The 24,368-nt window shown below is 37.4% G+C and carries 29 protein-coding genes; all 29 read left to right on the top strand.

The annotated features are described in order from the left end of the window. Window positions 1-10: 10 nt before the first annotated feature. The 29 genes from hslV (at window position 11) to C8270_RS14980 (ending at window position 24,362) form a co-directional block, all read left to right on the top strand. On the top strand, window positions 11-556 hold the full coding sequence (hslV, locus tag C8270_RS15120) for an ATP-dependent protease subunit HslV (protein ID WP_106497633.1): 546 nt from the start codon (window positions 11-13) through the stop codon (window positions 554-556). Window positions 557-575: 19 nt separating this feature from the next. Beyond that, window positions 576-1,976, top strand: a complete 1,401-nt coding sequence (gene hslU, locus C8270_RS15115; RefSeq protein ID WP_106497632.1) for an HslU--HslV peptidase ATPase subunit — start codon at window positions 576-578, stop codon at window positions 1,974-1,976. Window positions 1,977-2,003: 27 nt separating this feature from the next. Continuing rightward, window positions 2,004-2,783 carry a GTP-sensing pleiotropic transcriptional regulator CodY gene (codY, locus tag C8270_RS15110; protein WP_106497631.1) on the top strand — a complete coding sequence of 260 codons (780 nt, stop codon included), beginning with the start codon at window positions 2,004-2,006 and terminating at the stop codon, window positions 2,781-2,783. Window positions 2,784-3,097: 314 nt separating this feature from the next. After that, complete coding sequence (flgB, locus tag C8270_RS15105) at window positions 3,098-3,496, top strand: flagellar basal body rod protein FlgB (protein ID WP_106497630.1); 399 nt, start codon at window positions 3,098-3,100, stop codon at window positions 3,494-3,496. Window positions 3,497-3,498: 2 nt separating this feature from the next. Beyond that, complete coding sequence (flgC, locus tag C8270_RS15100; protein WP_106497629.1) at window positions 3,499-3,954, top strand: flagellar basal body rod protein FlgC; 456 nt, start codon at window positions 3,499-3,501, stop codon at window positions 3,952-3,954. A 19-nt stretch (window positions 3,955-3,973) separates the two neighbouring features. Continuing rightward, window positions 3,974-4,279, top strand: a complete 306-nt coding sequence (gene fliE / locus C8270_RS15095) for a flagellar hook-basal body complex protein FliE (RefSeq protein WP_106497628.1) — start codon at window positions 3,974-3,976, stop codon at window positions 4,277-4,279. 98 nt (window positions 4,280-4,377) lie between these two features. Next, on the top strand, window positions 4,378-5,988 hold the full coding sequence (gene fliF / locus C8270_RS15090; RefSeq protein WP_106497627.1) for a flagellar basal-body MS-ring/collar protein FliF: 1,611 nt from the start codon (window positions 4,378-4,380) through the stop codon (window positions 5,986-5,988). A gap of 12 nt (window positions 5,989-6,000) precedes the next feature. Beyond that, window positions 6,001-7,014: a flagellar motor switch protein FliG gene (gene fliG / locus C8270_RS15085; protein WP_106497626.1), complete on the top strand. Its 1,014-nt coding sequence runs from the start codon at window positions 6,001-6,003 to the stop codon at window positions 7,012-7,014. Then, window positions 7,007-7,771, top strand: coding sequence for a flagellar assembly protein FliH (gene fliH / locus C8270_RS15080; RefSeq protein ID WP_158701743.1), 765 nt, complete (start codon window positions 7,007-7,009; stop codon window positions 7,769-7,771). Before fliG ends, fliH begins: the two co-directional genes overlap by 8 nt. Then, on the top strand, window positions 7,768-9,087 hold the full coding sequence (gene fliI / locus C8270_RS15075) for a flagellar protein export ATPase FliI (RefSeq protein ID WP_106497624.1): 1,320 nt from the start codon (window positions 7,768-7,770) through the stop codon (window positions 9,085-9,087). Before fliH ends, fliI begins: the two co-directional genes overlap by 4 nt. After that, a complete protein-coding gene (fliJ, locus tag C8270_RS15070; protein WP_106497623.1) occupies window positions 9,087-9,533 on the top strand; it encodes a flagellar export protein FliJ in 447 nt (148 codons plus the stop codon). The genes fliI and fliJ overlap by 1 nt, the downstream gene beginning before the upstream one ends. Window positions 9,534-9,538: 5 nt before the next feature. Beyond that, window positions 9,539-10,153 (top strand): MotE family protein, encoded by a 615-nt coding sequence (locus tag C8270_RS15065; RefSeq protein ID WP_158701742.1) that lies wholly within the window; start codon window positions 9,539-9,541, stop codon window positions 10,151-10,153. A 31-nt stretch (window positions 10,154-10,184) separates the two neighbouring features. Continuing rightward, window positions 10,185-11,648 (top strand): flagellar hook-length control protein FliK, encoded by a 1,464-nt coding sequence (locus C8270_RS15060; RefSeq protein WP_106497621.1) that lies wholly within the window; start codon window positions 10,185-10,187, stop codon window positions 11,646-11,648. Window positions 11,649-11,657: 9 nt separating this feature from the next. Continuing rightward, window positions 11,658-12,161 (top strand): flagellar hook assembly protein FlgD, encoded by a 504-nt coding sequence (gene flgD / locus C8270_RS15055; protein ID WP_106498558.1) that lies wholly within the window; start codon window positions 11,658-11,660, stop codon window positions 12,159-12,161. Between the two features lies 1 nt (window position 12,162). Further along, entirely contained in the window at window positions 12,163-12,534 is a 372-nt protein-coding gene (locus C8270_RS15050) for a TIGR02530 family flagellar biosynthesis protein (protein WP_106497620.1), read from the top strand. 83 nt (window positions 12,535-12,617) lie between these two features. Then, window positions 12,618-13,574: a flagellar hook-basal body complex protein gene (locus C8270_RS15045; protein ID WP_106497619.1), complete on the top strand. Its 957-nt coding sequence runs from the start codon at window positions 12,618-12,620 to the stop codon at window positions 13,572-13,574. 47 nt (window positions 13,575-13,621) lie between these two features. Continuing rightward, window positions 13,622-13,840 (top strand): flagellar FlbD family protein, encoded by a 219-nt coding sequence (locus tag C8270_RS15040; RefSeq protein ID WP_106497618.1) that lies wholly within the window; start codon window positions 13,622-13,624, stop codon window positions 13,838-13,840. Continuing rightward, the gene (fliL, locus tag C8270_RS15035) at window positions 13,833-14,252 is read left to right on the top strand and encodes a flagellar basal body-associated protein FliL (RefSeq protein ID WP_106497617.1); all 420 of its coding nucleotides are present in this window, start codon (window positions 13,833-13,835) and stop codon (window positions 14,250-14,252) included. Before C8270_RS15040 ends, fliL begins: the two co-directional genes overlap by 8 nt. Before the next feature lie 32 nt (window positions 14,253-14,284). Continuing rightward, window positions 14,285-15,283, top strand: a complete 999-nt coding sequence (gene fliM, locus C8270_RS15030; protein WP_106497616.1) for a flagellar motor switch protein FliM — start codon at window positions 14,285-14,287, stop codon at window positions 15,281-15,283. Next, window positions 15,276-16,460 carry a flagellar motor switch phosphatase FliY gene (gene fliY / locus C8270_RS15025; RefSeq protein WP_106497615.1) on the top strand — a complete coding sequence of 395 codons (1,185 nt, stop codon included), beginning with the start codon at window positions 15,276-15,278 and terminating at the stop codon, window positions 16,458-16,460. Before fliM ends, fliY begins: the two co-directional genes overlap by 8 nt. Before the next feature lie 14 nt (window positions 16,461-16,474). After that, window positions 16,475-16,837: a response regulator gene (locus C8270_RS15020; RefSeq protein WP_106497614.1), complete on the top strand. Its 363-nt coding sequence runs from the start codon at window positions 16,475-16,477 to the stop codon at window positions 16,835-16,837. Between the two features lie 16 nt (window positions 16,838-16,853). Further along, window positions 16,854-17,525 carry a flagellar biosynthetic protein FliO gene (locus tag C8270_RS15015; protein WP_106498557.1) on the top strand — a complete coding sequence of 224 codons (672 nt, stop codon included), beginning with the start codon at window positions 16,854-16,856 and terminating at the stop codon, window positions 17,523-17,525. Then, on the top strand, window positions 17,518-18,186 hold the full coding sequence (fliP, locus tag C8270_RS15010; RefSeq protein ID WP_106497613.1) for a flagellar type III secretion system pore protein FliP: 669 nt from the start codon (window positions 17,518-17,520) through the stop codon (window positions 18,184-18,186). Before C8270_RS15015 ends, fliP begins: the two co-directional genes overlap by 8 nt. Before the next feature lie 16 nt (window positions 18,187-18,202). Then, window positions 18,203-18,472 carry a flagellar biosynthesis protein FliQ gene (gene fliQ, locus C8270_RS15005; RefSeq protein WP_106497612.1) on the top strand — a complete coding sequence of 90 codons (270 nt, stop codon included), beginning with the start codon at window positions 18,203-18,205 and terminating at the stop codon, window positions 18,470-18,472. 3 nt (window positions 18,473-18,475) lie between these two features. Continuing rightward, window positions 18,476-19,255: a flagellar biosynthetic protein FliR gene (gene fliR, locus C8270_RS15000; RefSeq protein WP_106497611.1), complete on the top strand. Its 780-nt coding sequence runs from the start codon at window positions 18,476-18,478 to the stop codon at window positions 19,253-19,255. A gap of 1 nt (window position 19,256) precedes the next feature. Continuing rightward, window positions 19,257-20,336 carry a flagellar biosynthesis protein FlhB gene (gene flhB / locus C8270_RS14995; RefSeq protein WP_106497610.1) on the top strand — a complete coding sequence of 360 codons (1,080 nt, stop codon included), beginning with the start codon at window positions 19,257-19,259 and terminating at the stop codon, window positions 20,334-20,336. 18 nt (window positions 20,337-20,354) lie between these two features. Further along, entirely contained in the window at window positions 20,355-22,388 is a 2,034-nt protein-coding gene (gene flhA / locus C8270_RS14990; protein WP_106497609.1) for a flagellar biosynthesis protein FlhA, read from the top strand. Continuing rightward, window positions 22,385-23,506 carry a flagellar biosynthesis protein FlhF gene (gene flhF / locus C8270_RS14985; RefSeq protein ID WP_106497608.1) on the top strand — a complete coding sequence of 374 codons (1,122 nt, stop codon included), beginning with the start codon at window positions 22,385-22,387 and terminating at the stop codon, window positions 23,504-23,506. The genes flhA and flhF overlap by 4 nt, the downstream gene beginning before the upstream one ends. Beyond that, on the top strand, window positions 23,496-24,362 hold the full coding sequence (locus C8270_RS14980; protein ID WP_106497607.1) for a MinD/ParA family protein: 867 nt from the start codon (window positions 23,496-23,498) through the stop codon (window positions 24,360-24,362). Before flhF ends, C8270_RS14980 begins: the two co-directional genes overlap by 11 nt. Window positions 24,363-24,368 lie beyond the last annotated feature (6 nt).

The following is a 24,368-nucleotide window of genomic DNA, read 5'->3' as shown; positions in this document are numbered from 1 at the left end:
GGTGATGATCGTGAATAATGAAATGCATGCAACGACTATTTTTGCAATTATGCACAATGGACAATGTGCAATGAGTGGAGATGGGCAAGTAACATTGGGAAATGCAGTGGTAATGAAACATAAAGCGAAGAAAGTTCGTACATTATTTAACGGGCAGGTTTTGGCTGGTTTTGCTGGATCTGTCGCAGATGCATTTACATTGTTTGAAAAATTTGAAGGTAAACTGGAAGCCTTTAACGGAAACCTTGCTCGCGCTGCAGTTGAATTGGCACAAGAGTGGCGGAGTGATAAAGTACTTCGGAAATTGGAAGCAATGCTGATCGTGATGAATAAAGATAATATGTTTTTGGTTTCTGGGACTGGTGAAGTGATTGAACCAGACGATGGTATCTTGGCTATCGGGTCTGGGGGTAATTATGCATTGAGTGCCGGTCGAGCATTAAGAAGACACACTGAAAACTTAACCGCAAAGGAAATTGCCCAATCAGCATTAGAGATTGCAGGTGAAATCTGCATTTACACGAATGATCACATCACATTAGAAGTACTTGATTAATAAGGAGGCCTTATTAACAATGGGAATTGATTTAACTCCAAAGCAAATTGTTGATCAGTTAGATAATTATATAATTGGTCAGCACCAAGCGAAAAAATCTGTTGCTGTTGCACTTAGAAATCGTTATCGTCGAATGAAACTGGATGAATCGATTAAAGATGAGATCGTACCAAAAAACATTTTGATGATGGGCCCTACAGGGGTAGGGAAAACAGAGATTGCCAGAAGGTTAGCTAAACTTGTTGGTGCGCCATTTGTAAAAGTAGAAGCAACTAAATTCACGGAAGTAGGCTATGTTGGTCGTGACGTTGAGTCGATGGTTCGTGATTTGGTTGAAATGGCTATACGGATGGTAAAAGAGGAAAAAATGGAAGAAGTAAAAGGTAAAGCAGAAGTGGAAGCAAATAAGAAACTTGTACAGCTTTTGATGCCTCAAGCTAAAAAACAATCCAACATGAAAAATCCGTTTGAAATGCTTTTCTCTAATGGATCCGAAGACGATGATGATAATGATGAAAAAGATCAAGATAAAAGCGAGGAAATTAGAAACAAGCGAAAACGGATTGAACACCAACTTGCCCTTGGAGAAATGGAAGACCATATTGTAACTGTGGAAATCGAGGAACTTCCTCCTTCCATGTTTGATATGCTGCAAGGTTCGGGTATGGAGCAAATGGGTATGAATATGCAGGATGCACTTGGTCAATTTATGCCGAAGAAAAAAAAGAAACGAAAGCTCCCGGTTTCAGAAGCTAGAAAGGTATTAACGCTGCAAGAGGCACAAAAGCTTGTTGATATGGAAGAAGCTGCCCAGGAAGCAATTGAACGGGCTGAGCAATCCGGTATTTTGTTTATTGATGAGATTGATAAGGTAGCTGGTAAACAGGATAACCAGGCTAATGTATCACGAGAAGGTGTGCAGCGGGATATTTTGCCGATTGTGGAAGGGTCTACTGTTGTGACCAAGCATGGTCCGGTAAAAACCGACCACATGCTGTTTATTGCTGCGGGTGCTTTTCACATGTCAAAACCTTCTGACTTAATACCAGAATTGCAAGGAAGATTTCCGATTCGGGTTGAATTAGAAAAGTTGGTTGTAGAAGATTTCAAACGAATTTTACAAGAGCCATCGAACGCATTATTGAAGCAATACCATGCATTGTTGAAAACAGAAGGTATAAATGTTGCGTTTACAGACGAAGCTGTGACTAGACTAGCAGAAATTGCCTATCAGGTGAACCAAGAGACAGATAATATCGGAGCAAGACGATTGCACACGATCTTGGAAAAGCTACTTGAAGATTTATCATTTGAAGCACCAGACGTTACGATGGAGACAGTAAAAATCACCCCGGAATATGTTGATAAAAAATTAAGTACAATCGTAAAAAATAAAGATTTAAGCCAATTTATATTATAATTTAAACAATTGAAATGGAGGATTATCATGGAACTTTTAGATCGCGCAAGAAAAATTAATGCAATGTTACAGAAAGCAACAGGGAAATCAGTAAACTTTAATGAAATGTCGGCATCATTGAGAGACGTAATTCGGGGTAATGTATTCATCGTAAGCAGAAGAGGGAAATTGTTAGGATTTGCTATTAATCAGGAAATCGAAAACGAGCGTATGAAATCAATGCTTGAAGAACGTCAATTCCCTGAAGAATATACTAGAGGATTGTTCAATATTCATGAAACAACAGCGAACTTGGATATTGATAGCTCCTATACAGCATTCCCTGTAGAAAATCGTGAATTATTCCAAAATGGTTTAACAACAATCGTACCTATCATTGGTGGTGGGGAGCGACTTGGAACACTTGTACTAAGTAGATTAACAGAAAGCTTTAGTGATGATGACTTATTACTTGGTGAATACGGCGCTACTGTAGTTGGAATGGAAATTCTTCATGAAAAAACAGAGGAAATTGAATTGGAAGCTAGAAGTAAAGCGGTAGTTCAAATGGCAATCAGTTCACTTTCCTATAGTGAACTAGAAGCAATCGATCATATCTTTGAAGAATTAAATGGAAATGAAGGTCTATTAGTGGCAAGTAAAATTGCTGATAGAGTAGGTATTACCAGATCAGTTATCGTTAACGCACTTAGAAAATTAGAAAGTGCCGGTGTAATTGAATCCCGTTCATTGGGAATGAAAGGAACATTCATTAAAGTTTTAAATGATAAATTCCTTGTAGAACTAGAAAAGTTACGTTCTAGATAAGATAAAGGAAAAAAGACTAGCGGAGCGCTAGTCTTTTTTTTATGGCAGATTATTAACAAAGTCCTATATCAACTATCAAAACTCGACAAAATGTGATAAAATACTCATTGTTGCATAACTTTTTGATATAATATTCCAATGATGAGTGTTTTTTCGAGACTTAAATCCTAGTTATTTGTAACTATTTTATTTTCCTAAGTCGGAATATGTCGAAATAACATAGACATTGTTCGTTGGATAAATTACAATATTCGTATGGATAATATAGTTTATGTCCGTTAGAAAGGTTTCCATTAAATGAAGGAGGAATTGTAATGGATTTGTTTGGTGGAACATTCCGAACACTTGAAAATTCGCTTGATTATGCAAGTGTTAAAAATAGTACGATATCAAATAATATCGCGAATGTAGATACTCCGAATTATAAGGCGAAAGATGTAACCTTTAAAAATGTATTACATAAAGAACTGGGGAATTCATTAGCGGCAAAACGCACAGATCCAAGACATTTGCCATTTAACAATGGAACATCACAAAATTCCTATCAAATTAATACAAAGAACGATACCATGTACAATCATAACGGTAATAATGTTGATATTGATAAAGAAATGGCAGAACTTGCAGAAAATCAAATCTATTATCAATCATTAGTTGACAGAATGAATGGTAAGTTCCGGGATTTGCAAACAGTTGTTAGAGGGGGAAGATAATAATGTCGATTTTTAACGCGCTAAATACGAGTGCAAGTGCATTGACGGCTCAACGATTAAGGATGGATGTTATTTCTTCAAATATTGCCAATGCTCAAACGACGAGAGCCACTGTTAATGAGGATGGCGAATATGAGCCGTACCGTAGAAAAATGACCGTTGTTGAACCGAAAGAAAAAAGCTTTCAATCATTTCTACAAAAAGCATCAAATACAACTTCGTCACCAGGTTCGGGTGTCAAAGTTAGTGAAATAGTGGAAGATGATGAACCGTTCAAACTTGTTTATAACCCCAACCATCCAGATGCGAATGAGGCTGGTTATGTTGAATTACCAAATGTGGATCCCCTAAAGGAAATGGTTGATTTAATGAGTGCAACCAGATCATATGAGGCGAACATCACCTCGGTAAATGCAACAAAAAGTATGTTAATGAAAGCTTTAGAAATAGGCAAATAGGGATTAGGGAGCGTTTATTATGAATCAAAGTATAACTGGTATAGCACCATCATATTTACCCGCTAAAGCAAGCGCCAAACCTAAAATTCCAGCTGGAGAGGCACAAGCTGATTTTGCGAATACATTAAAAGCGGCAATACAGCACGTTAATGACACACAAGTCGCTTCAAATCAAAAAACGGAAAGCTTAGCAAAGGGTGAAATTAACGACTTGCATGATGTGATGATTACTGCGCAAAAGGCAAGTATTACGTTAGAAACCTCTGTTCAAATTCAGCGAAAAGTAATTGATGCCTATAACGAAATCATGCGGATGCAAGTATAGTGATTGGACGCTAGAAATAATTGTGACCGGGTCTTAACACAAACTAGTAATATAGGTATTGTATGCTCTAATAGATTTTGAATTTGGCGGGGGAATATATGAAAGAGAAAATTTTACAAATTAAAGATAAAACAAAATCTTTTTGGACAAATCGATCAAAAAGTCAAAAAGGTATACTTTTGGGTTCCATCGCTATCGTTATTGCTTTGATCATCGGTATTGTAATATTTTCATCGAATACGAAAATGGTCCCGTTGTATAATAATTTATCATTGCAGGAAGTTGGTCAGATTAAAACGGAGCTTGATACAAGAGGAGTTCCATATGAATTGGAAGATGCAGGGAAGACCATAACCGTTCCGGAAGAACAGGTAGATTCATTGTTGGTAGATCTTGCTGGTCAAGGGATTCCTAACAGCGGCAACATTGATTATTCGTTTTTTAGCGACAATGCTTCCTGGGGTATTACCGATAACGAGTTCGACATGATTAAATTGGATGCTATGCAGACGGAATTAGCCAACTTAATTAAGGGCGTTGATGGAATTAACGATGCAAAAGTAATGGTTAACATGCCTGAAGAACCGGTGTTTGTTAGTGATAATGCAGAAGAAGCGAGTGCATCAATTGTTATCAACACTCAACCAGGACAACAATTTCAAGGCAACCAGATTGATTCACTTTATCGGTTAGTTTCCAAGGCAGTACCAAACCTACCTGCTGAAAATATTGTTATCATGAATCAGTATTTCGAATATTACGACCAGGATAAGCAAACAGTTTCTGGTGGCCAAGATGCGTACACATCACAACAATCGATCAAAAAGGATATCGAACGTGATATCAAGAGAAGAGTACAGCAAATGCTTGGTGCCATGGTTGGTCCGGAAAATGTTATCGTTTCGGTCACTTCAGACATCGATTTCACGGAGGAGAACCGTGTTGAAGAAATTGTTGATCCGGTAGATGTCGAAAATATGGAAGGTGTACCAGTTAGTATCGAAACGGTTCACGAAACATATACAGGAGATAATCCTCCGGCTGGTGGTGTTGCAGGAACTGGTGAAGAGGACATAACGAACTATCAAGCCGAGGATAATGATGGAGACGGTGAGTATGAACTTGTAAAAGAAACAGTGAATAATGAGTACAATCGTATTCATAAAGAGATCGCTGAGAGCCCATATAAAATTCGTGATTTGGGCATTCAAGTTGCTGTGGACAATGTGAAAGATAAAGATGGAAAAGATGTCCAATACCTTAGTCAGCAAGAACAGAATAGTGTACAAGATGGGATATCTTCTATTTTAGATTCCATTATTACAACATCAATCGACAAAGAATATGGTGAAGTACAACAACCGGATGAAAAAGTATCGATTGTTTTCCAAGAATTTAGTGGTGACACTGCATTTCCAGAAACACCGCAATCTGCTATTCCAATGTGGATGTATATTGCTGGGGGTATTTTATTAGTCATCATTATCATTCTAGTTATTATGTTAATTCGCAGACGAAAAGATGACAGCGAAGAAGAAGAAATAGAAGAAGAGACGGTGGCAGTAGAAGAAACAGCTGCAGAAGTACCAGAACTAGGTGGAGAACCAGATACAGAATCCGTGGTTCGACGGAAGCAGTTGGAGAAAATGGCAAAAGAAAAACCAGAAGACTTTGCTAAACTTTTAAGAAGTTGGATTGCGGATGATTAGGAGGAACTATTTATGGCAAGACAAAAAGGGGAATTAACCGGAAAACAAAAAGCAGCAATTCTCTTAATTTCCTTAGGTCCAGACGTATCCGCTCAAGTATATAAGTATTTATCTGAAGAGGAGATCGAGAAGTTAAGTTTAGAGATTTCTTCAGTTAAAAAAGTAGAATCAAATTTAAAAGAGGATGTGCTAGAGCAATTTCAGCAACTTGCACTAGCACAGGATTATATTGGACAAGGTGGAATCGGCTACGCGAAGACAGTTCTTGAAAAAGCGTTTGGCTCACAAGAAGCATCCGATATTATCAATCGGCTTACATCATCACTGCAAGTTAGACCGTTTGATTTTGCGCGTAAAGCTGATCCACAACAAGTATTAAATTTTATCCAAAACGAGCATCCGCAAACGATAGCACTTGTCTTAAGTTATCTTGATGCCGAACAGGCTGGTCAAATTTTATCTGAATTGCCACAGGAAATGCAGGCGGATATAGCAAAAAGGATTGCGACGATGGATTCGACATCACCGGAAATTATTAACCAAGTTGAACAAGTGTTAGAACGCAACATATCCTCAGCACTGACAGAGGATTACACACAAACTGGTGGTATTCCAGCTGTTGTGGAAGTATTGAATGGTGTTGATCGTAGTACAGAACGAACCATTTTAGATGCATTGGAAATTCAAGATCCAGAACTTGCTGATGAAATCAAAAAACGCATGTTTGTCTTTGAAGATATTGTTATTCTTGACAATCGTGCCATTCAGCGTGTTGTTCGTGAAGTGGATAATGAAGATTTACGACTTGCACTTAAAGTTGCTAGTGATGAAGTGAAAGATATTGTCTTCAAAAACATGTCACAACGAATGGCAGAAACGTTTAAAGAAGAAATGGAATATATGGGCCCTGTTCGATTGAGAGATGTTGAAGAAGCGCAAACGAGAATTGTTTCGGTTATTCGCAAATTAGAAGAAATTGGTGAAATTGTTATCGCTCGTGGTGGAGGTGACGATATTATTGTCTAATAGCAACTCTTACAATGCGGTAAATGGCAAAGAGATTAAAATTAAACCGATAGAACAAATTAGACAGACGGAACCTAAACAGAACGATGATAATTCACTAGAAAACGAGCAGATTACATTACAACATAAATTGAATGACATGCGTGCTGAACTGAAACAGCTTGAAACAAAGAAAGTACAAATCCTCCAAGAGGCACAACAAACGATTGAACAAGATAAGGAAGAATGGGAAAAAACGAAAGAAACCTATAGGAAACAGGCGCAGGAAGAAGGATATAATGAAGGTTTTGCAACTGGAAAGCAAGAAAGCTTGGAACAATATCAACAATTGTTAGACAAAGCAAACCAAATTATTTCTTCTGCAACTGTGGACTATCACGCTACCATTGAACAAAGTGAAGAAATAATAATCGATTTGGCAATTCATACGGCCGAAAAGATCATCAACCAAACGTTAGTAGATAGTCCGGAAACATTTTTATCGATTGTAAAAGCAGCTATAAAGGAAATTAAGGATCAATCCGTTATTACTGTAAATGTAAATCCGGATAATTATGAGTTTATTGTCCAGCAAAAAGATGAATTATATCAATTGTTGCCTGAAGATACAAAACTAACGGTACATTTAACAGAGGAATTAAATCCGGACAGTTGCATTATTGAGCATCCATTCGGACAAATTGATGCAAGTGTTGATACGCAATTAAAACAGCTTCGAGAAATTTTACATGAGCTTACACTGGAGAATGAACAATGAACCTAGGAAATTATTTGGCAGCTATTGAACAAGCGGACACATATAAACGTTATGGAAAAGTACTGCGTGTGGTCGGGCTTATGATCGAATCACAGGGACCGGATGCAAATATTGGAGAAGTTTGTTTTATCCATGCATCTTCAGCGAAACAGCGTACGGTAATGGCTGAGGTTGTTGGGTTTAGTAATGAAAAAATCATTCTTATGCCATATGCGGAAGTAACGGAAATCGGACCAGGTTGTCTGGTCGAATCTACCGGAAGTGCCTTAACAATAAAAGTTGGCCGTGGTCTGATTGGTAAAGTAGTAGATTCACTAGGTAGAAGTTTAGACAATACAAAATTGCCAAAAGGATTAACAAACTATCTAACCGAGCAATCTCCACCAAATCCGTTATCCCGACCGCCGATTGATGAACCAATTCAAGTTGGTGTGAAGGCGATTGACTCCTTGTTAACAGTTGGTAAGGGACAGCGAATTGGGATTTTTGCGGGAAGTGGTGTGGGTAAAAGTACATTGCTAGGTATGATTGCTAGGAACAGTGGAGCAGATATAAATGTGATTGCCCTTATCGGTGAACGTGGTCGAGAAGTTAGAGAATTTATTGAGAATGATCTAGGTGACGAAGGATTGAAAAAATCGATTGTCGTTGTTGCAACTTCTGATCAACCAGCTCTAATGCGGATTAAAGGTGCATATACAGCAACAGCAATTAGTGAATATTTTCGTGATTTAGGTTTTCAGGTAAATTTGATGATGGATTCGGTGACAAGGGTGGCGATGGCTCAAAGGGAAGTGGGTCTTGCGACTGGTGAACCACCAACAACGAAAGGATATACACCATCTGTATTTGCTACGTTGCCAAAATTGTTAGAACGGACAGGGACAAGTAGTAAAGGAACAATTACTGCGTTTTATACCGTGCTAGTTGATGGGGATGACATGAACGAACCGATTGCTGACACTGTTCGTGGTATTTTGGACGGGCATTTTGTATTAGATCGAAAGTTAGCTGAGCAAGGTCAATTTCCTGCCATTAATACGTTAAAATCGATTAGTCGTGTAATGAATCAAATAGCAAATAAAGAACATTTAGAAGCTGCTCAAGAATTGCGCTCGCTAATGGCGAAATATGAAGAAAATAGTGAACTCATTCAAATCGGTGCATATAAGCGGGGAACAGACCATGAAATTGATAAAGCTATCGCCTATTATCCAAAAATACAACGCTTTTTAAAGCAGGCGATTTTTGAGTATATCACACTCGATGATTCGATTAAACAAATGCAAAAGCTGCTTAATGGAGGTGCTGATTGATGGCAGAAACTATGGCTTTATCTAAAATTCTGCATGTTCGAGAGCAGGAAAAAAATGACGCACATAAAGCATATCGTAATTCCATGGAACTTTTTGAAAAAATTGCCACGAAACTATATACACTGTTGCGAAAAAAGGAAGCGGCTGAAGAATCATATGAAAGTTATCTTCAGCAAACTACTCCGATTGATCAATTAAAGGAGCAAGTAAGATATATTGAAATATTAAACAAACAAATTGTTACCTTACAACATTCCGTTCAGCAGGCAAGAAGAGAAATGGAAACGAAACAAGAGAAGTTAACGAGTGCACATGTGGAAGTAAAAAAGTTTGAAAAAATCATCGAACTAAGGCAAAAGGAACAAGCGGAAATTATCCTTAAGCAAGAAAAGCAGTCAATGGACGAAATATCTATCCAGCAGTTTTTAAGCAGGAAAAATGGGTGACAGGTATGGCAAATCAATCAAAAAAATCAAAGGCACAATCAGAACATAAGACAAAAACAAATCCGATTTTATGGTTCTTCTTTGCAATTGTTATTCCAATCATTGTTGCGATTACACTAGCGATTATTATTTTTTCCGTAGCAGGGGTAAATGTCATTGACTGGGTTAAAAAGACTGGAAATGACATCCCAGTGGTATCGTCGTTGATTTCGACCGATGAAGAAAAAAATGTTCAACAAACGGAAGAAAAAATGAAAACTACTATCAAAAATAAGAATGAAGAAATTGACCAATTAAACCAAAATGTAACTGATCTTGAGGCAACAATTGATCAAATGGAGCAAGAAATTACCAAACTTGAAAATCGGACAACGCCTGATGAAGCCAATACGGCAGAAAGTGAAAACAAAGATGAGGAACAAGATACGGTTAAAACAATGTCCTCATCATTCAAAGATATGGATCGTGAACAGGCTGCATTGATTTTTCAAAACATGGACAACGATTTAGCGATTTCTATCTTAAAAGAAGTACCAAATAAAGTTCGCGGTGAAATTTTTGCAGAAATGGATCCCAAATTAGCTGCCAAATTAACAAAACTGTTTGTTAATAGTAATTAGTGGCAGAGAAACTTGAAAGGAGGTGAGAATCGTGAACGCGATCGGAATGATTTCGCAGCAAGTGACACAAGCAGGAAATATAGGGCCAAAAAACACGGGGAATAAGTCTGATAAATCATCTGTTTTTCAAGGGCTTTTAACCAATGAACAATCTTCTGTATCACCAAAGATGCAAGGATCAAAGCAGAAGGATAATGATCAACTAAACATTGCGGATTTACTAGCATTGCTTAATGGTTCATTGAAAATGATGGATTCAGAAGGTAAAGAAAAGGAACAGTTAAACATAGCAGATTTACTAGCTGTGCTTAATCAATCATCAAAAGTGCAAGGGCTTGAGAAACAAAAAGAAGGTGTGCTGAACATAGAAGATTTGACAGCACTACTTAAGGACTTACCCGGAATTGGTGAGCAGTTATCAGAGAACATATTAGACTCGGCCGATATTCAAGGTTTGAGTGGTATTGATGCATTAGGAAAGATAATCAATAAGCTTGAAAAATTACTTGGTCAAACTGCAAACGAACAAGATCATACGGAAAGTTTGACTATTAACCCTGAACTTATGAATATCCAGATGGCAGTTGCAGTAAATGATGGCACTATTGAGCAACAATTAGCAGCCATTTTCAAACAAGCGAAAGAAGTTTTAGGACACGTAACAAGCGGTGAATCTATTTCGAAAACCGATGCTTCCGCTCTATTGAAATTATTGGAACAATGGACATCATTGGCAAAAAAGCTACCGGGAGACAAAGCTGCACTTGATACACTCGTATCTGGAAAAGGTACCAGTGGAACAAAAGAACAAGCAATGTGGCGCGAATTGGTTCAGTTTTATCAAAAGCGCAACCAGTTTGTTACCAATCAGCAATATAACACCAATGCAAAAGTAACCAGTAATGATGTGGCAAAGTTATTACAGAAAGTGTTGAATGATCAAACACAGGTTGATAAGGCCCCATCACAATCACAACACATGACGGCTTCATCTATGCCAATGTCAAAAGTCGAACAATATGTTATCTATATGAATCAGAATCAAGGTTCCCAAACAGTTGATCAACAATTGATTGAACAGTTTCAAAAAGTAATGAAAACAAGCAAATTTTTCTCAATGAATAATGGGACATCACAATTATCAATTGCCTTAAAGCCAGATAATCTTGGCGAGATGATGGTTAAATTAACCCAAATCAATGGGGAAATGACTGTGAAAATCATGGTAACATCACAAGCAGCCAAAGATATGCTGGAGTCCAACATGCATCAACTGAAACACATGTTTTCGCCACAGCAAGTTGTAATTGAAAAACAGGATTTGAGCACGAACCAGGCGCAAAACTTTCAAGGTGAACAAGAGAATCAATCGATGAATGATCAAGAACAAGACCAGGGACAAGCACAGCATTCAAATGACGAAGATTCAAGTGGACAAGAGCAGAATGATTTTGAAACGCAATTCCAAGAAGTATTAATGAATGAGAAAGTGTAGGTGAGGAATGTGACGAAAATTGATCCATCGTTGTATTTACACAATCAACCTGATGCTAGAACACCAAGTCCAGATCTTGGGAAAGACGAATTCATGAAAATTTTAATGACGCAATTACAAAATCAGGACCCAACCAACCCAATGGATGACCGTGAATTTATTTCACAAATGGCCACTTTTTCATCGCTAGAGCAGATGATGAACATGACGAATTCCATTGATAAACTTGTGCAAAATCAAATGGAATCGCCAGTAGTTAAGTATAGTCATATGATTGGGAAAGAGGTTTCGTATCAAGCCTATGATCAAGAAACAGGTGAAAAGCTTGACGTAGAAACAAGTAAAGTAGCTGCAGTCAGTCAACAAGACGGATGGGCTATTCTGGAGCTGGAAAATGGTGAGAAAATATACGCAGATTCTATCTTACAAGTGAGCGATCCAGAAGCAGAGGTTGATACGGACAATACTGAAGAAAAAGTAGCAGGTCCTGAACCATCTGAAGGAAGTGAATAACATGGATCATCGCATCCATCAAACACAAGTAAATAAGCCTTTATTTCCGACCGTAAACAGGCCAGTAACAAAGCAAAGCTCTTCAGCCAACTTTAAAGATATATTATCGGATGTTCAGGTGAAAGTAAGCAAACATGCAAAAGAACGTCTGAACGAACGTAATATAACCATTCACGAAAACGAGTGGCAACAAATAACAACTAAAATGGCTGAGGCAAAACAAAAAGGTGTCACCGACTCACTAGTTCTAACAAAAGATGCTGCATTACTGGTCAGTACAAAAAATAATACAGTCGTTACGGCAATGAATCGGGATGAAGCAACAAGCAAAATTTTTACAAACATTAACGGTACGATTTTAATTAATGAATAGGCTGGACCCTTATGGGAAGCCAAATGACTGTTGAATGATCGATACAGCCAAAATGATAAAAACCAAAAAAGGGGAGAAATTATATGCTACGTTCCATGTATGCAGGTATTTCAGGAATGAAAGGTTTTCAAACAAAATTAGATGTTATCGGTAATAATATTGCCAACGTTAATACGTCAGGCTTCAAAAAAGGTCGTGTTACATTTCAGGATATGATGAGTCAGATGACATCAGGTGCGCAAGGTGCAACAGACACACGCGGTGGTGTAAATGCTAAACAGGTTGGGCTAGGATCGCAGTTGGGTACGATTGATAACATTCATACACAGGGTTTCCGTCAAACTACGAATAATCCTCTAGATTTTGCTTTAGAAGGTGACGGGATGTTTGTTGTTGCGAGTGATATTGGGGAAACGCTAGAAGAAACAAATGTGTCTTACACAAGAGCGGGAAACTTTTATTTAGACGAAGAGGGGGATGTTGTTAATCCTCAGGGGTTGTACTTAATAGCTTATGATGTTGATGATGACGGGAACCCAATTGTTGAAGATCAAAGCACAGATCCAGCCACTCAATATACGGTTGATAAAGACGGGAATTTGCTGGATTCAGCAGGCGAACCCACTGGAAATACGGTTGATGATACAGATGTAACTTATTTATATAAGCCTATCAACATACCCGACACTGCACAAAGCTTTAGTGTACAAACAAATGGGATTGTAAATTATATAGACGCTAATGGAAATACAGAAGTTGCTGGACGAGTTGCTTTAGCTAATTTTTCCAATCAAGCAGGTTTACAAAAAGACGGTAGCAATCTTTTCTTAAATACAGAAAATGCAGGATACAATGGTTTGGCTTTACCGGAATCAGACGGTGTAGCTTCCATTGTCAGCGGTGCTCTTGAAATGTCCAATGTTGACTTGTCTGAAGAATTCACGGAGATGATCACAGCCCAACGTGGGTTCCAGGCAAATACGAGAATTATTACAACATCAGATGAAATTTTACAAGAATTAGTAAATCTAAAACGATAAATAAGGGGGTAGGGGGTGCTGCTTAAGAAGCTAGCCCCCACCATAACATGATTCAACTGACACGATTAAACGATGAAACATTTACGTTGAATGCATGCATGATTGAACAAATCCAATCCCATCCGGATACAACAATTACATTATTAAATGGCAAGAAATTAGTTGTAAAAGAATCAGAGGCAAAGGTAGTAGATTTAGTAACCTATTATTACCGGGACATTGGGGTTCAACGCGTGTTAAAAGAGGCAGGTGAAGCTAATGAATAAGTTGGCTAAAACGATGATAGCAACTCTGAGTATCTTGTTAATTGCAGGTGTCGCAGCATTAATCGTTGTGTTAAATGTAAAAGATGACGAAAACAACAGCAGTGCGCAAACTTTAGATGACATGGTTGAATATTCCTATCAAACATCGGAAATTACCACTGATTTAGAAGATGGTAGCTTTGTCCGTATCCAATTCCAAATTATTACCGATAGCAAAAAGGCAAAAGAGGAAGTAGGAAAACGGGAATTTCAGTTGAAAAATATTCTCATAAAAGAATTAGCAAAAATGGAAGAAGAGGACTTTAAAAGTGGGCTTGGTTCTTTAGAAGATGTCATCAAGTTAAAGTTAAATGAAAAGATGTCAGAAGGTAAAATTACAGATGTTTACACAATCAGTAAAATTTTACAATAGCTTTAATTACTCCACAATGGAGGTGAGGATTTTTGGTAGAAGAAGTACTTTCGCAAAATGAGATCGACGCTCTGTTATCTGCTATATCATCAGGTGAGATGAATGCGGATGAATTGAAAAAAGAAGAAAAGGAAAAGAAAGTTCGGGTCTATGATTTTAAACGTGCGCTCCGATTTTCAAAAGATCAAATTCGTAGTTTAGCTCGAATTCATGAAAATTACGCACGATTATTAACAACTTTTTTCTCCGCACAACTACGAACATATGTCAATATATCGGTTGCGTCGGTTGACCAAATTCCTTATGAAGAGTTCATACGATCTGTTCCGAAAATGACAGTATTAAATATTTATAGTGTCGCCCCTCTGGAAGGTAGAATTTTAATGGAGGTTAACCCGAACATTGCATATGGAATGCTTGACCGTGTTCTTGGCGGTAAGGGGACTAGCGTTAACAAGGTTGATAATTTAACAGAAATTGAAACAATGCTGATGTCACAGCTGTTTGAGAAGGCCATTGTTAACCTTCAGGAAGCTTGGTCATCTATTGTAGAAATTGATCCGGTTTTAGAAGACTTTGAGGTGAATCCTCAGTTCTTGCAAATGGTCGCACCGAACGAGACTGTAATTGTTGTTTCGTTAAATACGACAATTGGGGAAGCAAGTGGAATGATCAATATTTGTATTCCGCACATTGTATTAGAACCGATCATCCCAAATCTTTCCGTCCATTATTGGATGCAAACAACAACGAAGAATCGAGATCCTGAGGCATATGAGAAGTTAACTAAGAATATTCAGCAAGCTAAAGTTGAGGCCAAGACATTGTTAGGAGAAACTAATATTTCCATTCAAGAATTCCTACAGCTAAATAAAAGTGATGTTATTGGTCTAGATCAAGCAATCGATCAACCGTTGACGCTGAAAATAAATAACGAACCGAAATTCCATGTACAGCCAGGTAAATTTAAAAATCGAATGTCTGTGCAAGTATTAGAGAAAATTATAAGGGGGGACGATGACGATGAATGATGGAATGCTTTCTCAAGAAGAAATTGATGCACTATTAAATGTTGGTGCAGACGAAGACGAAGGGGAAGAAAGTCAACAAGGTGAGCAAACAGAACAAACAGAGCAAACAGATGTAAATGATTATTTATCCTCCCTGGAAATCGATACGTTAGGCGAGATAGGTAATATTTCGTTTGGTAGTTCTGCTACAACATTATCAACGTTATTAAATCAGAAAGTGGATATTACCACACCAACCGTTTCCGTGATAAAAAAAGCAGATATAACGGATGAATTTACTTTTGAGCATGTCAGTATCCAAGTAAACTATGTGGAAGGTTTTAGTGGACAAAATGTTTTTGTCATTAAATCTGAAGATGCTGCAGTAATCTCAGATATAATGCTCGGCGGCACTGGAGAATCTCCGGATGATGAATTAAATGAGATTCACTTAAGTGCAGTACAAGAAGTGATGAATCAAATGATGGGTGCTGCAGCAACAAGTATGTCTACTATTTTTTCCAAGCGAATTGATATATCACCACCATCTATTAAACTGATTGACTCGGGCAGTGACGAAAATACCGAAACAATACAGGATACGGAAGTTTTTGTAAAAGTTTCTTTCCAATTAAAGGTAGGGAATTTAATCGATTCGAACATCATGCAATTAATTCCGGTTCCATTTGCTAAACAGCTGGTTGATCAATTGTTAAACGGACCTGAAGAGGAAGCACAGGAAGCACAGGAAGAAGTTGCTGCTGCTGTTGATCAATTGGACAAGCCTAAGGAAGAGGCACCTGTACAAAATATACAAACCAGTGAGCCTCAAAATGGTTCCCCACAATATTTAGGGGATCGTGTTGACCAAAAAAGTTCAACGGTTCAGCAAGCGAATTTTTCTAACTTTGAGCCCGTTGAATTGAACAAAAATGAACAACGTAATCTGGATATGTTATTAGATATTCCGTTAAAGGTTACTGTTGAACTTGGTCGAACTAAACGGACAATTAAAGACATACTGGATTTATCATCTGGATCTATCATTGAACTGGATAAACTAGCAGGTGAACCAGTCGATATTTTTGTCAATGAGAAATTAATTGCTACAGGTGAAGTAGTTGTTATTGATGAAAACTTTGGCGTAAGAGTTACCGATATTATTAGTCAATCTGCTAGATTAATGAAACTAAAATAGGGGGCGTATTAGATATGGCACAAAGTATTTTAATTGTTGATGATGCAGCATTTATGCGAATGATGATAAAAGATATTTTAACGAAAAATGGTTTTAATGTTGTTGGTGAAGCACAAGACGGAGCACAAGCAGTAGAGAAATATAAGGAATTAACGCCAGATCTAGTGACAATGGATATTACAATGCCGGAAATGGATGGCATTACAGCCTTAAAGGAAATTCAAAAGGAAAATCCTAGTGCAAAAATAATCATGTGTTCAGCAATGGGACAACAGGCAATGGTAATTGATGCCATTCAAGCCGGTGCGAAGGACTTCATTGTGAAACCATTCCAGGCAGACAGGGTAATTGAAGCTATTCAGAAGGCCCTAAGTTAAGAAACGAGTGAGTATGGTGAATAAAAAGATTTGGATAACGATCGGACTCGTTCTATTAATGTTTACAACATTTTATCAGCATGCCTATGCCGCATCACCAAATGTTAAGGACTGTATGGAGGATAAGGCAGACTGTTCTAAAGAAGAAGGGTCGACATCTAAGAAAACAGAGGATTCGGATGACACTTCATCTGACTCTTCTAGCATCAAAAATGACAATGGGTCGTTACTATTTGAATTAGTTAAAATGGTGTTTGCATTACTTTTGGTTATCGCACTCATTTACGTACTACTAAAGTTTTTGAATAAACGTAACAAACTTTTTTCGCAAGTCAAAGCTTTAGAAAATATTGGTGGTATCTCGGTTGGTCAAAATAAATCGATTCAAATCGTTCGGATTGGGACAAAAGTATATATTATCGGTGTTGGCGATAATGTCGAGATGCTCCAAGAGATAACAGACGAAGAAGTGAAAAATGATTTATTAAAAAGTAATGATACGAAAGACTTTCAAGCAGGTAATCTCGTAACATCACTTTTTCAAGCTAAATCAGATGAAGATCAAACTTCTGCTAAGCAAAAGAAAAACGAATTCAAAAAACTATTTTCTACTGAACTGGATAGATTGAAACAGGGCAGGAAGAAAATGATCAATCAATATGAACAGAAGGAAGATAAACATGAATGAATTTGTTGATATGTTTTCTGGTTCAGATCCTTCATCTGTCGCAACATCTGTAAAACTTTTATTATTAATGACCGTTTTATCACTGGCTCCGAGTATCCTTATTTTAATGACTAGCTTTACAAGGATTATCATCGTGCTGTCGTTTGTGAGGACATCGCTTGCAACACAGCAAATGCCACCTAACCAGGTTTTAATCGGGATCGCCTTGTTTTTAACATTTTTTATTATGGCACCAACATTTAACCAGGTTTATGATGATGCATTACAGCCACTCTTTGATGAAGAGATTACGTTAGATGAGGCATATGATCGTGCTAGTGAACCAATGAAAGATTTTATGGCAAAACATACAAGGCAAAAAGATTTGGCATTATTTATGAACTATGCGGAAATAGAAAAACCTGAAACAGTACAAGATATTCCAATAACTACTTTAGTGCCCGCTTTTGCAATCAGTGAATTAAAAACTGCTTTCCAAATGGGTTTCATGATATTTGTACCGTTCCTAATTATTGATATGGCTGTCGCAAGTGTTCTGATGTCGATGGGGATGATGATGTTGCCACCGGTTATGATATCTCTGCCATTTAAAATTTTATTGTTCGTTTTGGTAGATGGCTGGTATTTAATCACCCATTCTTTATTAGAAGGCTTCCAGTAGAAAGGGGTGTGTTTGTTTGAATAGTGAATTTGTTTTAGAACTAGCAGAAAAAGGAATTTATACAATTTTACTAATTACAGGTCCATTGCTTATTTTGGCACTTGCTGTTGGGCTTCTTGTTAGTATATTTCAGGCGACAACACAAATTCAAGAACAAACGCTTGCCTTTATTCCTAAAATAGTCGCGGTATTAGTTGGATTGGTGTTTTTCGGCCCATGGATGTTAACAAGAATGATCGAATTCACTGTCGATTTATATCAAAATTTAAATCAGTTTGTAGGGTAAAGCATGTTAGATATCATTAATTTAGCTAGTGTACCGGTTTTTTTGCTTATATTTGTACGTGTTGCTGCTTTTTTTGTAACATTACCGTTATTTTCCTATCGCACCATTCCGATGCAGTTTAAAATCGGATTTAGTTTTTTTCTCGCTTTAACCATGTTTTATACAGTTGATGCAACAGGAGTGGCGCTTGACGAAACTTATTTTTTATTACTTATTAAAGAAGTGATTGTTGGCCTTTTGATTGGTTTAATCGCTTATATCATTCTCGCTGCAATCCAAATTGCTGGTGGGTTTATTGATTTTCAAATGGGATTTGCAATTGCGAATGTGATAGACCCTCAAACAGGTGCACAAAGTCCATTAACAGGTCAATATTTTTATATAATTGCACTTCTATTTCTATTATCGGTCAATGGACACTATTTGTTAATAGACGGAATCTATTATAGTTATAATTTAATTCCAATTGATGCATTCGTCCCATTTCAAGATGAATCGATTATTGATTATGTAATTGATGCGTTTAATCAAATGTTTCTGATTGCATTTCAAATGTCCATCCCAATCGTTGGCTGTTTGTTTTTAGTCGATGTTGCTTTAGGAATTATCGCTAGAACAGTGCCACAGCTAAACGTTTTTGTTGTAGGTTTACCGTTGAAAATCGTTGTCAGTTTTGTCGTTATTTTGCTCTTTTTAAGTTTATATATCATGTTGGTGAAAAGTTTGTTCGCTACCATGTTTGATACGATGAGGGGTTTAATGCAATTATTCGGAGGTGTGTAACTTGCAATTAAAATTAGATTTACAATTCTTTGCAGGTGAAAAGACCGAGAAAGCAACCCCTAAAAAACGAGAGGATTCGCGGAAAAAGGGACAAGTTGCCAAAAGTCAGGATATTAACACGGCGTTTCTATTGTTGTTCTGTTTTTTGATTTTATTTGTTTTTGGCAGCTTTATGAAAGATAGCCTGGTCTCAATTTATCAGCATGCTTTTACCGAGTATATTCAATGGGATGTTACAGAAAGCACGGTTCATCAGGTTTTTACAGAATCTACAATAGAAGTAGCAAAAATGTTGGCACCAATTATGTTAATTGCTATTATAGCCGGCTTGGCTGCTAATTTTACGCAAATTGGCTTTTTATTTACAACAGAACCATTAAAGTTTGATTTAAAAAAACTCGACCCCATTAAAGGTGCAAAAAAAGTTTTTTCAGCGAGAGCGTTGGTAGAACTTGTTAAATCGTTATTGAAAATTACTTTTATTGGAGTTATTACATTTTCAATTATATGGATTTATAAAGATGAAATGATGATGCTATCCTTTAAAAACATTGATAGTGCATTAGCTTTTTTTGGCAGAGTTACGATTATTATGGGAATAGCAGCTGCCATTGCGCTACTATTCTTAGCCGTATTTGACTATACCTATCAGCGATATGATTTTGAAAAGAACATTAAAATGTCAAAACAGGATATTAAGGATGAGCACAAAAACATGGAAGGCGATCCTTTAATTAAATCAAAAATAAAAGAGAAACAGCGGCAAATGGCAACCCGAAGGATGATGAGTGAAGTTCCGACTGCGGATGTAGTCATTACGAACCCAACCCATTTCGCCATCGCGATTAAATATGATGAAGAAACAGCCAGTGCGCCGTACGTCGTTGCAAAAGGGGTCGACCACACGGCATTTCGTATCAAGGAAATTGCTAAAGCGAATGACGTAATCACAGTAGAAAACCGACCATTAGCACGAGCGTTATATGACGCTATTGAAATAGGTGACGTTATTCCAGAAGAATTTTATCAAGCGGTAGCAGAAATTTTAGCATATGTCTATCGCATGGAGAACAAAGTTTAAGCAAAAAGGGTGACATCGATGAAGGCACGTGATTTATCTGTTCTATTAGGAGTAATTTTAATAATTGTTATGTTAGTTGTGCCGCTTCCGGGATGGCTCTTAAGTATTTTGATCTTGTGTAACATATCACTTGCACTTATTGTTATTTTAGTTTCTATGAATACACAAGATACATTGCAATTTTCCGTTTTTCCAACTTTAATTTTGCTGTTGACTTTATTTCGCCTGGGACTTAACGTTTCCACAACAAGGTCAATTCTGTCAGAAGGGGAAGCTGGTGGCGTTGTTGATACATTTGGTTCATTTGTTATTGGCGGTAATCCATTAGTTGGATTTGTGGTATTTGTTATTTTGGTTATCATTAACTTCCTGGTCATTACGAAAGGATCGGAACGTGTTTCGGAAGTAGCTGCTCGTTTTTCATTGGATGCAATGCCAGGAAAACAAATGAGTATTGATGCAGATTTAAATGCTGGATTGATTTCGGAACAACAAGCGAAAGAAAGACGTGAAAAGGTAGAAGCTGAAGCAGATTTTCATGGTTCCATGGATGGTGCCAGTAAATTTGTTAAAGGGGACGCTATCGCCGGAATTATCATTGTATTAATCAATATCATTTTTGGGCTAATTATTGGGATCGTTCAAATGGATTTGTCATTCCAAGAAGCAATCAACACTTTTATGCGACTTACTGTTGGCGATGGTTTGGTTAGTCAAATTCCAGCATTGCTAATCTCGACGGCTACAGGAATTGTTGTAACAAGAGCTACAAGTGAAGGAAATTTAGGCACAGAAGTAACGGGGCAACTTTTGCAATATCCGAAATTGTTATATATTGCTGCCGGAGCTATTTTTCTGCTTGGATTAACACCGATAAACTTTTTTATTACGACTACACTCGCTGCATTATTAGGACTTAGTGGTTATTATTTACAGAAGCAATCGAGTGAACCGGAAATACCGGATATAGAGGAAGAAGAGGAAACCGAATCATCAGAAATGAAATCGCCGGAAAATGTTATCAATCTATTAAACATGGATCCAATCGAATTCGAATTTGGTTATTCTCTTATTCCACTAGTAGATACAAGTCAAGGCGGTGATTTACTTGATAGGGTGATCATGATACGAAGGCAGCTGGCGATCGAGCTTGGAATGGTTATACCGGTTGTACGGATTCGTGATAATATCCAGTTAGACCCTAATGAATACTGTCTAAAAATCAAAGGAAATGAAGTCGCCTCAGGGGAATTGTTATTGGATCACTATTTGGCCATGACACCAGATATGGATGAGGACACATTGGAAGGTATTGAAACAAAAGAACCAGCGTTTGGCCTTCCAGCAAAATGGATAAGTGAGGAATATAAGGACGAAGCTGAATTATCTGGCTATACGGTGGTAGATCCTCCATCTGTTGTATCTACCCACATTACGGAAGTAGTCAAACAACATGCACATCTATTACTTGGTCGACAAGAAACGAAGCAGCTTATTGATCACTTGAAGGAAAATGATCCAATTCTGGTTGAAGAAGTGACACCGGAACCACTTGCAATTGGTGAAGTTCAAAAAGTTCTTGCCAAGTTATTACGAGAAAATGTATCGATACGCAATTTGCCGATAATCTTTGAGACACTTGCAGATTTTTCAAAGCTGACAAATGATACTGAATTGCTCGGGGAATATGTAAGGCAAGCATTATCATCGCAAATTACGAAACAATATATAAATAATGATGTATCTGTAAAAGTAATCACGGTTTCAGGCAAGGTCGAGAAATTAATTGCAGAAAGCATCCAACAAACAGAGCATGGAAATTATTTATCCATGGATCCAGAAACACAACAGACAATTATTAAAACGATACATGAGGAAGTTGAGAAGCTGGCATTACAAGAGGAAACAGCAATTGTTTTATGCTCACCAGCAATCCGGATGTACGTAAAACAATTAATTGATCGCTTTTTACCACAGGTTGTTGTCTTGTCATATAATGAATTAGAACCAAGTGTACAGGTTCAAAGTGTTGGGGTGGTGAATGTAGCATGAAGGTAAAAAAATATGTAGCACCAACAATGCCGGAAGTAATGCAACAAATTCGTAAAGAGCTTGGTCCTGATGCTGTCATCCTTAATTCAAAGGAAATCAAACAGGGTGGGATTTTTGGCCTCCTTAAAAAACGAAAGATTGAAGTGGTGGCTGCGCTTGATCCACAGCCAAAAAAACCAAAGCAAGAAAAGCCGATCAAGCCAGTTGTTAAAGAAACTTCCTCTACAGCAGCATCGGGTAAGACGGATCATGAGGTTTTGCAAGAAATTCAACAGTTAAAAAAAATGATCGAACTGCAATCAGCGCAAACAAAAACAAATTTTTCACCGGAATACCAGGTAGTCTATCAACATTTGCTTGATCAAGAAGTCACAGAAATGCTTGCAACCGATTTGATAGACAAAATCATTGAACAACATAATGGTAATAGTGCAACGCCAGCGATTGAACAAATTTTCCGCGATACAAAGCAGGAAATTACTAGAAGATTGCATGATTTATCATTTACTGGTGTTACGTATGATAAACAAATTATTCACTTTGTTGGTCCTACTGGTGTTGGAAAAACAACAACACTAGCAAAAGTTGCAGCATCGTGTATGTTGAATGATCACAAAAAAGTTGCTTTTATCACAGCGGACACATATCGGATTGCAGCAATAGAACAGCTAAAAACGTATGCCCGAATTTTAGATGTACCAATTGAGGTTGCTTATAATAATGATGATTATAAAGCAGCAATCAACAAGTTTTCAGATTACGATTTAATTCTTGTTGACACAGCAGGTCGAAATTTCCGTGATAAACAATATGTCGAAGAATTAAAAAAGAGTATCAATTTTGACCAAAATGTGGAGACATATCTTGTCTTGTCACTGACGGCAAAACCTAAAGATATTCTTGATATTTATGAGCAGTTTCAGCATATACCGATTAAAGAGCTGATTTTCACAAAGTTAGACGAAACAAGACAATATGGCAGTATGCTGAATGTGATGTTAAACAAGCAAATTGGGATTGCCTATCTAACAAATGGTCAAGGTGTTCCGGATGATTTAACAAAACCTTCTGCTGACGTTGTTAGTAAGCTCATAGTGGGTGAAAACGGTGAAGCATGACCAAGCAGCAAGTTTACGTCGAAAATTAACCATTGCCCAAGACCCAAAACAAGCAAAAACAATTGCCATCGTAAGCGGAAAAGGTGGCGTTGGCAAGTCTAATTTTGCGTTGAATTTTTCGTTGGAGTTACGAAATAATCAAAAAACGGTTCTCCTATTTGATTTGGATGTTGGAATGGGAAATATTGATATTTTATTAGGACTACAGTCAGAAAGAACGATAGTCGACATGTTTAACGATCGATTATCGATTCATGATATTATTGAGGAAGGTCCAAACCAACTTCACTATATTGCTGCTGGTTCTGGGTTGTCAGACTTTTTTACAATGGATCAAGCCAAAATAGATTTTTTTCTTGATCAATACAATGAACTAGTACAAATGTATGATTATATTATTTTCGATATGGGCGCTGGCGCTACCCATGATAGTCTTCAGTTTGTCATGGCTTCAGATGAGTGTATCGTTATCACAACACCAGAGCCGACATCGATTACCGACGCATATGGTATGATTAAACATATTTTAAACAATAAGCAAAATATGCCGATATATGTAGTAATGAATCGATCACTGTCAACAAAACAAGGGACGAAAGCACTAGAACGATTCCAACGTGTCGTATCACAATTTTTACAGGTTAATGTTTCACTTATGGGTGTGCTACCTGATGATAAAACAGTAACTACAGCGGTAATAAGGCAAATTCCATATGTGTTACTAAATGAAAAGGCTGCTATTTCGAAAGCGGTGAAACAAGTTGCGGCTAATTACCTAGCAAAGTCATTCAGCTTAACGAAAAAGGAACCATTTTCTTTCGTACAGAAGTTAAAACAATTAATGATCGAGAGGTAACGTAAA

Origin of the sequence: Lentibacillus sp. Marseille-P4043 (assembly GCF_900258515.1) — a bacterium.
Classification (GTDB): domain Bacteria; phylum Bacillota; class Bacilli; order Bacillales; family Amphibacillaceae; genus Lentibacillus_C.
Note: the sequence above shows the minus strand (reverse complement) of the source record. Positions and strands in the feature narration are given on the sequence as shown.

Coding starts and splice junctions, on each gene's coding strand:
- hslU (WP_106497632.1), top strand. CDS start 576: ATGGGAATTGATTTAACTCCAAAGCAAATTGTTGATCAGTTAGATAAT.
- codY (WP_106497631.1), top strand. CDS start 2,004: ATGGAACTTTTAGATCGCGCAAGAAAAATTAATGCAATGTTACAGAAA.
- flgB (WP_106497630.1), top strand. CDS start 3,098: ATGGATTTGTTTGGTGGAACATTCCGAACACTTGAAAATTCGCTTGAT.
- flgC (WP_106497629.1), top strand. CDS start 3,499: ATGTCGATTTTTAACGCGCTAAATACGAGTGCAAGTGCATTGACGGCT.
- fliE (WP_106497628.1), top strand. CDS start 3,974: ATGAATCAAAGTATAACTGGTATAGCACCATCATATTTACCCGCTAAA.
- fliF (WP_106497627.1), top strand. CDS start 4,378: ATGAAAGAGAAAATTTTACAAATTAAAGATAAAACAAAATCTTTTTGG.
- fliG (WP_106497626.1), top strand. CDS start 6,001: ATGGCAAGACAAAAAGGGGAATTAACCGGAAAACAAAAAGCAGCAATT.
- fliI (WP_106497624.1), top strand. CDS start 7,768: ATGAACCTAGGAAATTATTTGGCAGCTATTGAACAAGCGGACACATAT.
- fliJ (WP_106497623.1), top strand. CDS start 9,087: ATGGCAGAAACTATGGCTTTATCTAAAATTCTGCATGTTCGAGAGCAG.
- C8270_RS15065 (WP_158701742.1), top strand. CDS start 9,539: ATGGCAAATCAATCAAAAAAATCAAAGGCACAATCAGAACATAAGACA.
- C8270_RS15050 (WP_106497620.1), top strand. CDS start 12,163: ATGGATCATCGCATCCATCAAACACAAGTAAATAAGCCTTTATTTCCG.
- C8270_RS15045 (WP_106497619.1), top strand. CDS start 12,618: ATGCTACGTTCCATGTATGCAGGTATTTCAGGAATGAAAGGTTTTCAA.
- C8270_RS15040 (WP_106497618.1), top strand. CDS start 13,622: ATGATTCAACTGACACGATTAAACGATGAAACATTTACGTTGAATGCA.
- fliL (WP_106497617.1), top strand. CDS start 13,833: ATGAATAAGTTGGCTAAAACGATGATAGCAACTCTGAGTATCTTGTTA.
- fliY (WP_106497615.1), top strand. CDS start 15,276: ATGAATGATGGAATGCTTTCTCAAGAAGAAATTGATGCACTATTAAAT.
- C8270_RS15020 (WP_106497614.1), top strand. CDS start 16,475: ATGGCACAAAGTATTTTAATTGTTGATGATGCAGCATTTATGCGAATG.
- fliP (WP_106497613.1), top strand. CDS start 17,518: ATGAATGAATTTGTTGATATGTTTTCTGGTTCAGATCCTTCATCTGTC.
- fliR (WP_106497611.1), top strand. CDS start 18,476: ATGTTAGATATCATTAATTTAGCTAGTGTACCGGTTTTTTTGCTTATA.
- flhA (WP_106497609.1), top strand. CDS start 20,355: ATGAAGGCACGTGATTTATCTGTTCTATTAGGAGTAATTTTAATAATT.
- flhF (WP_106497608.1), top strand. CDS start 22,385: ATGAAGGTAAAAAAATATGTAGCACCAACAATGCCGGAAGTAATGCAA.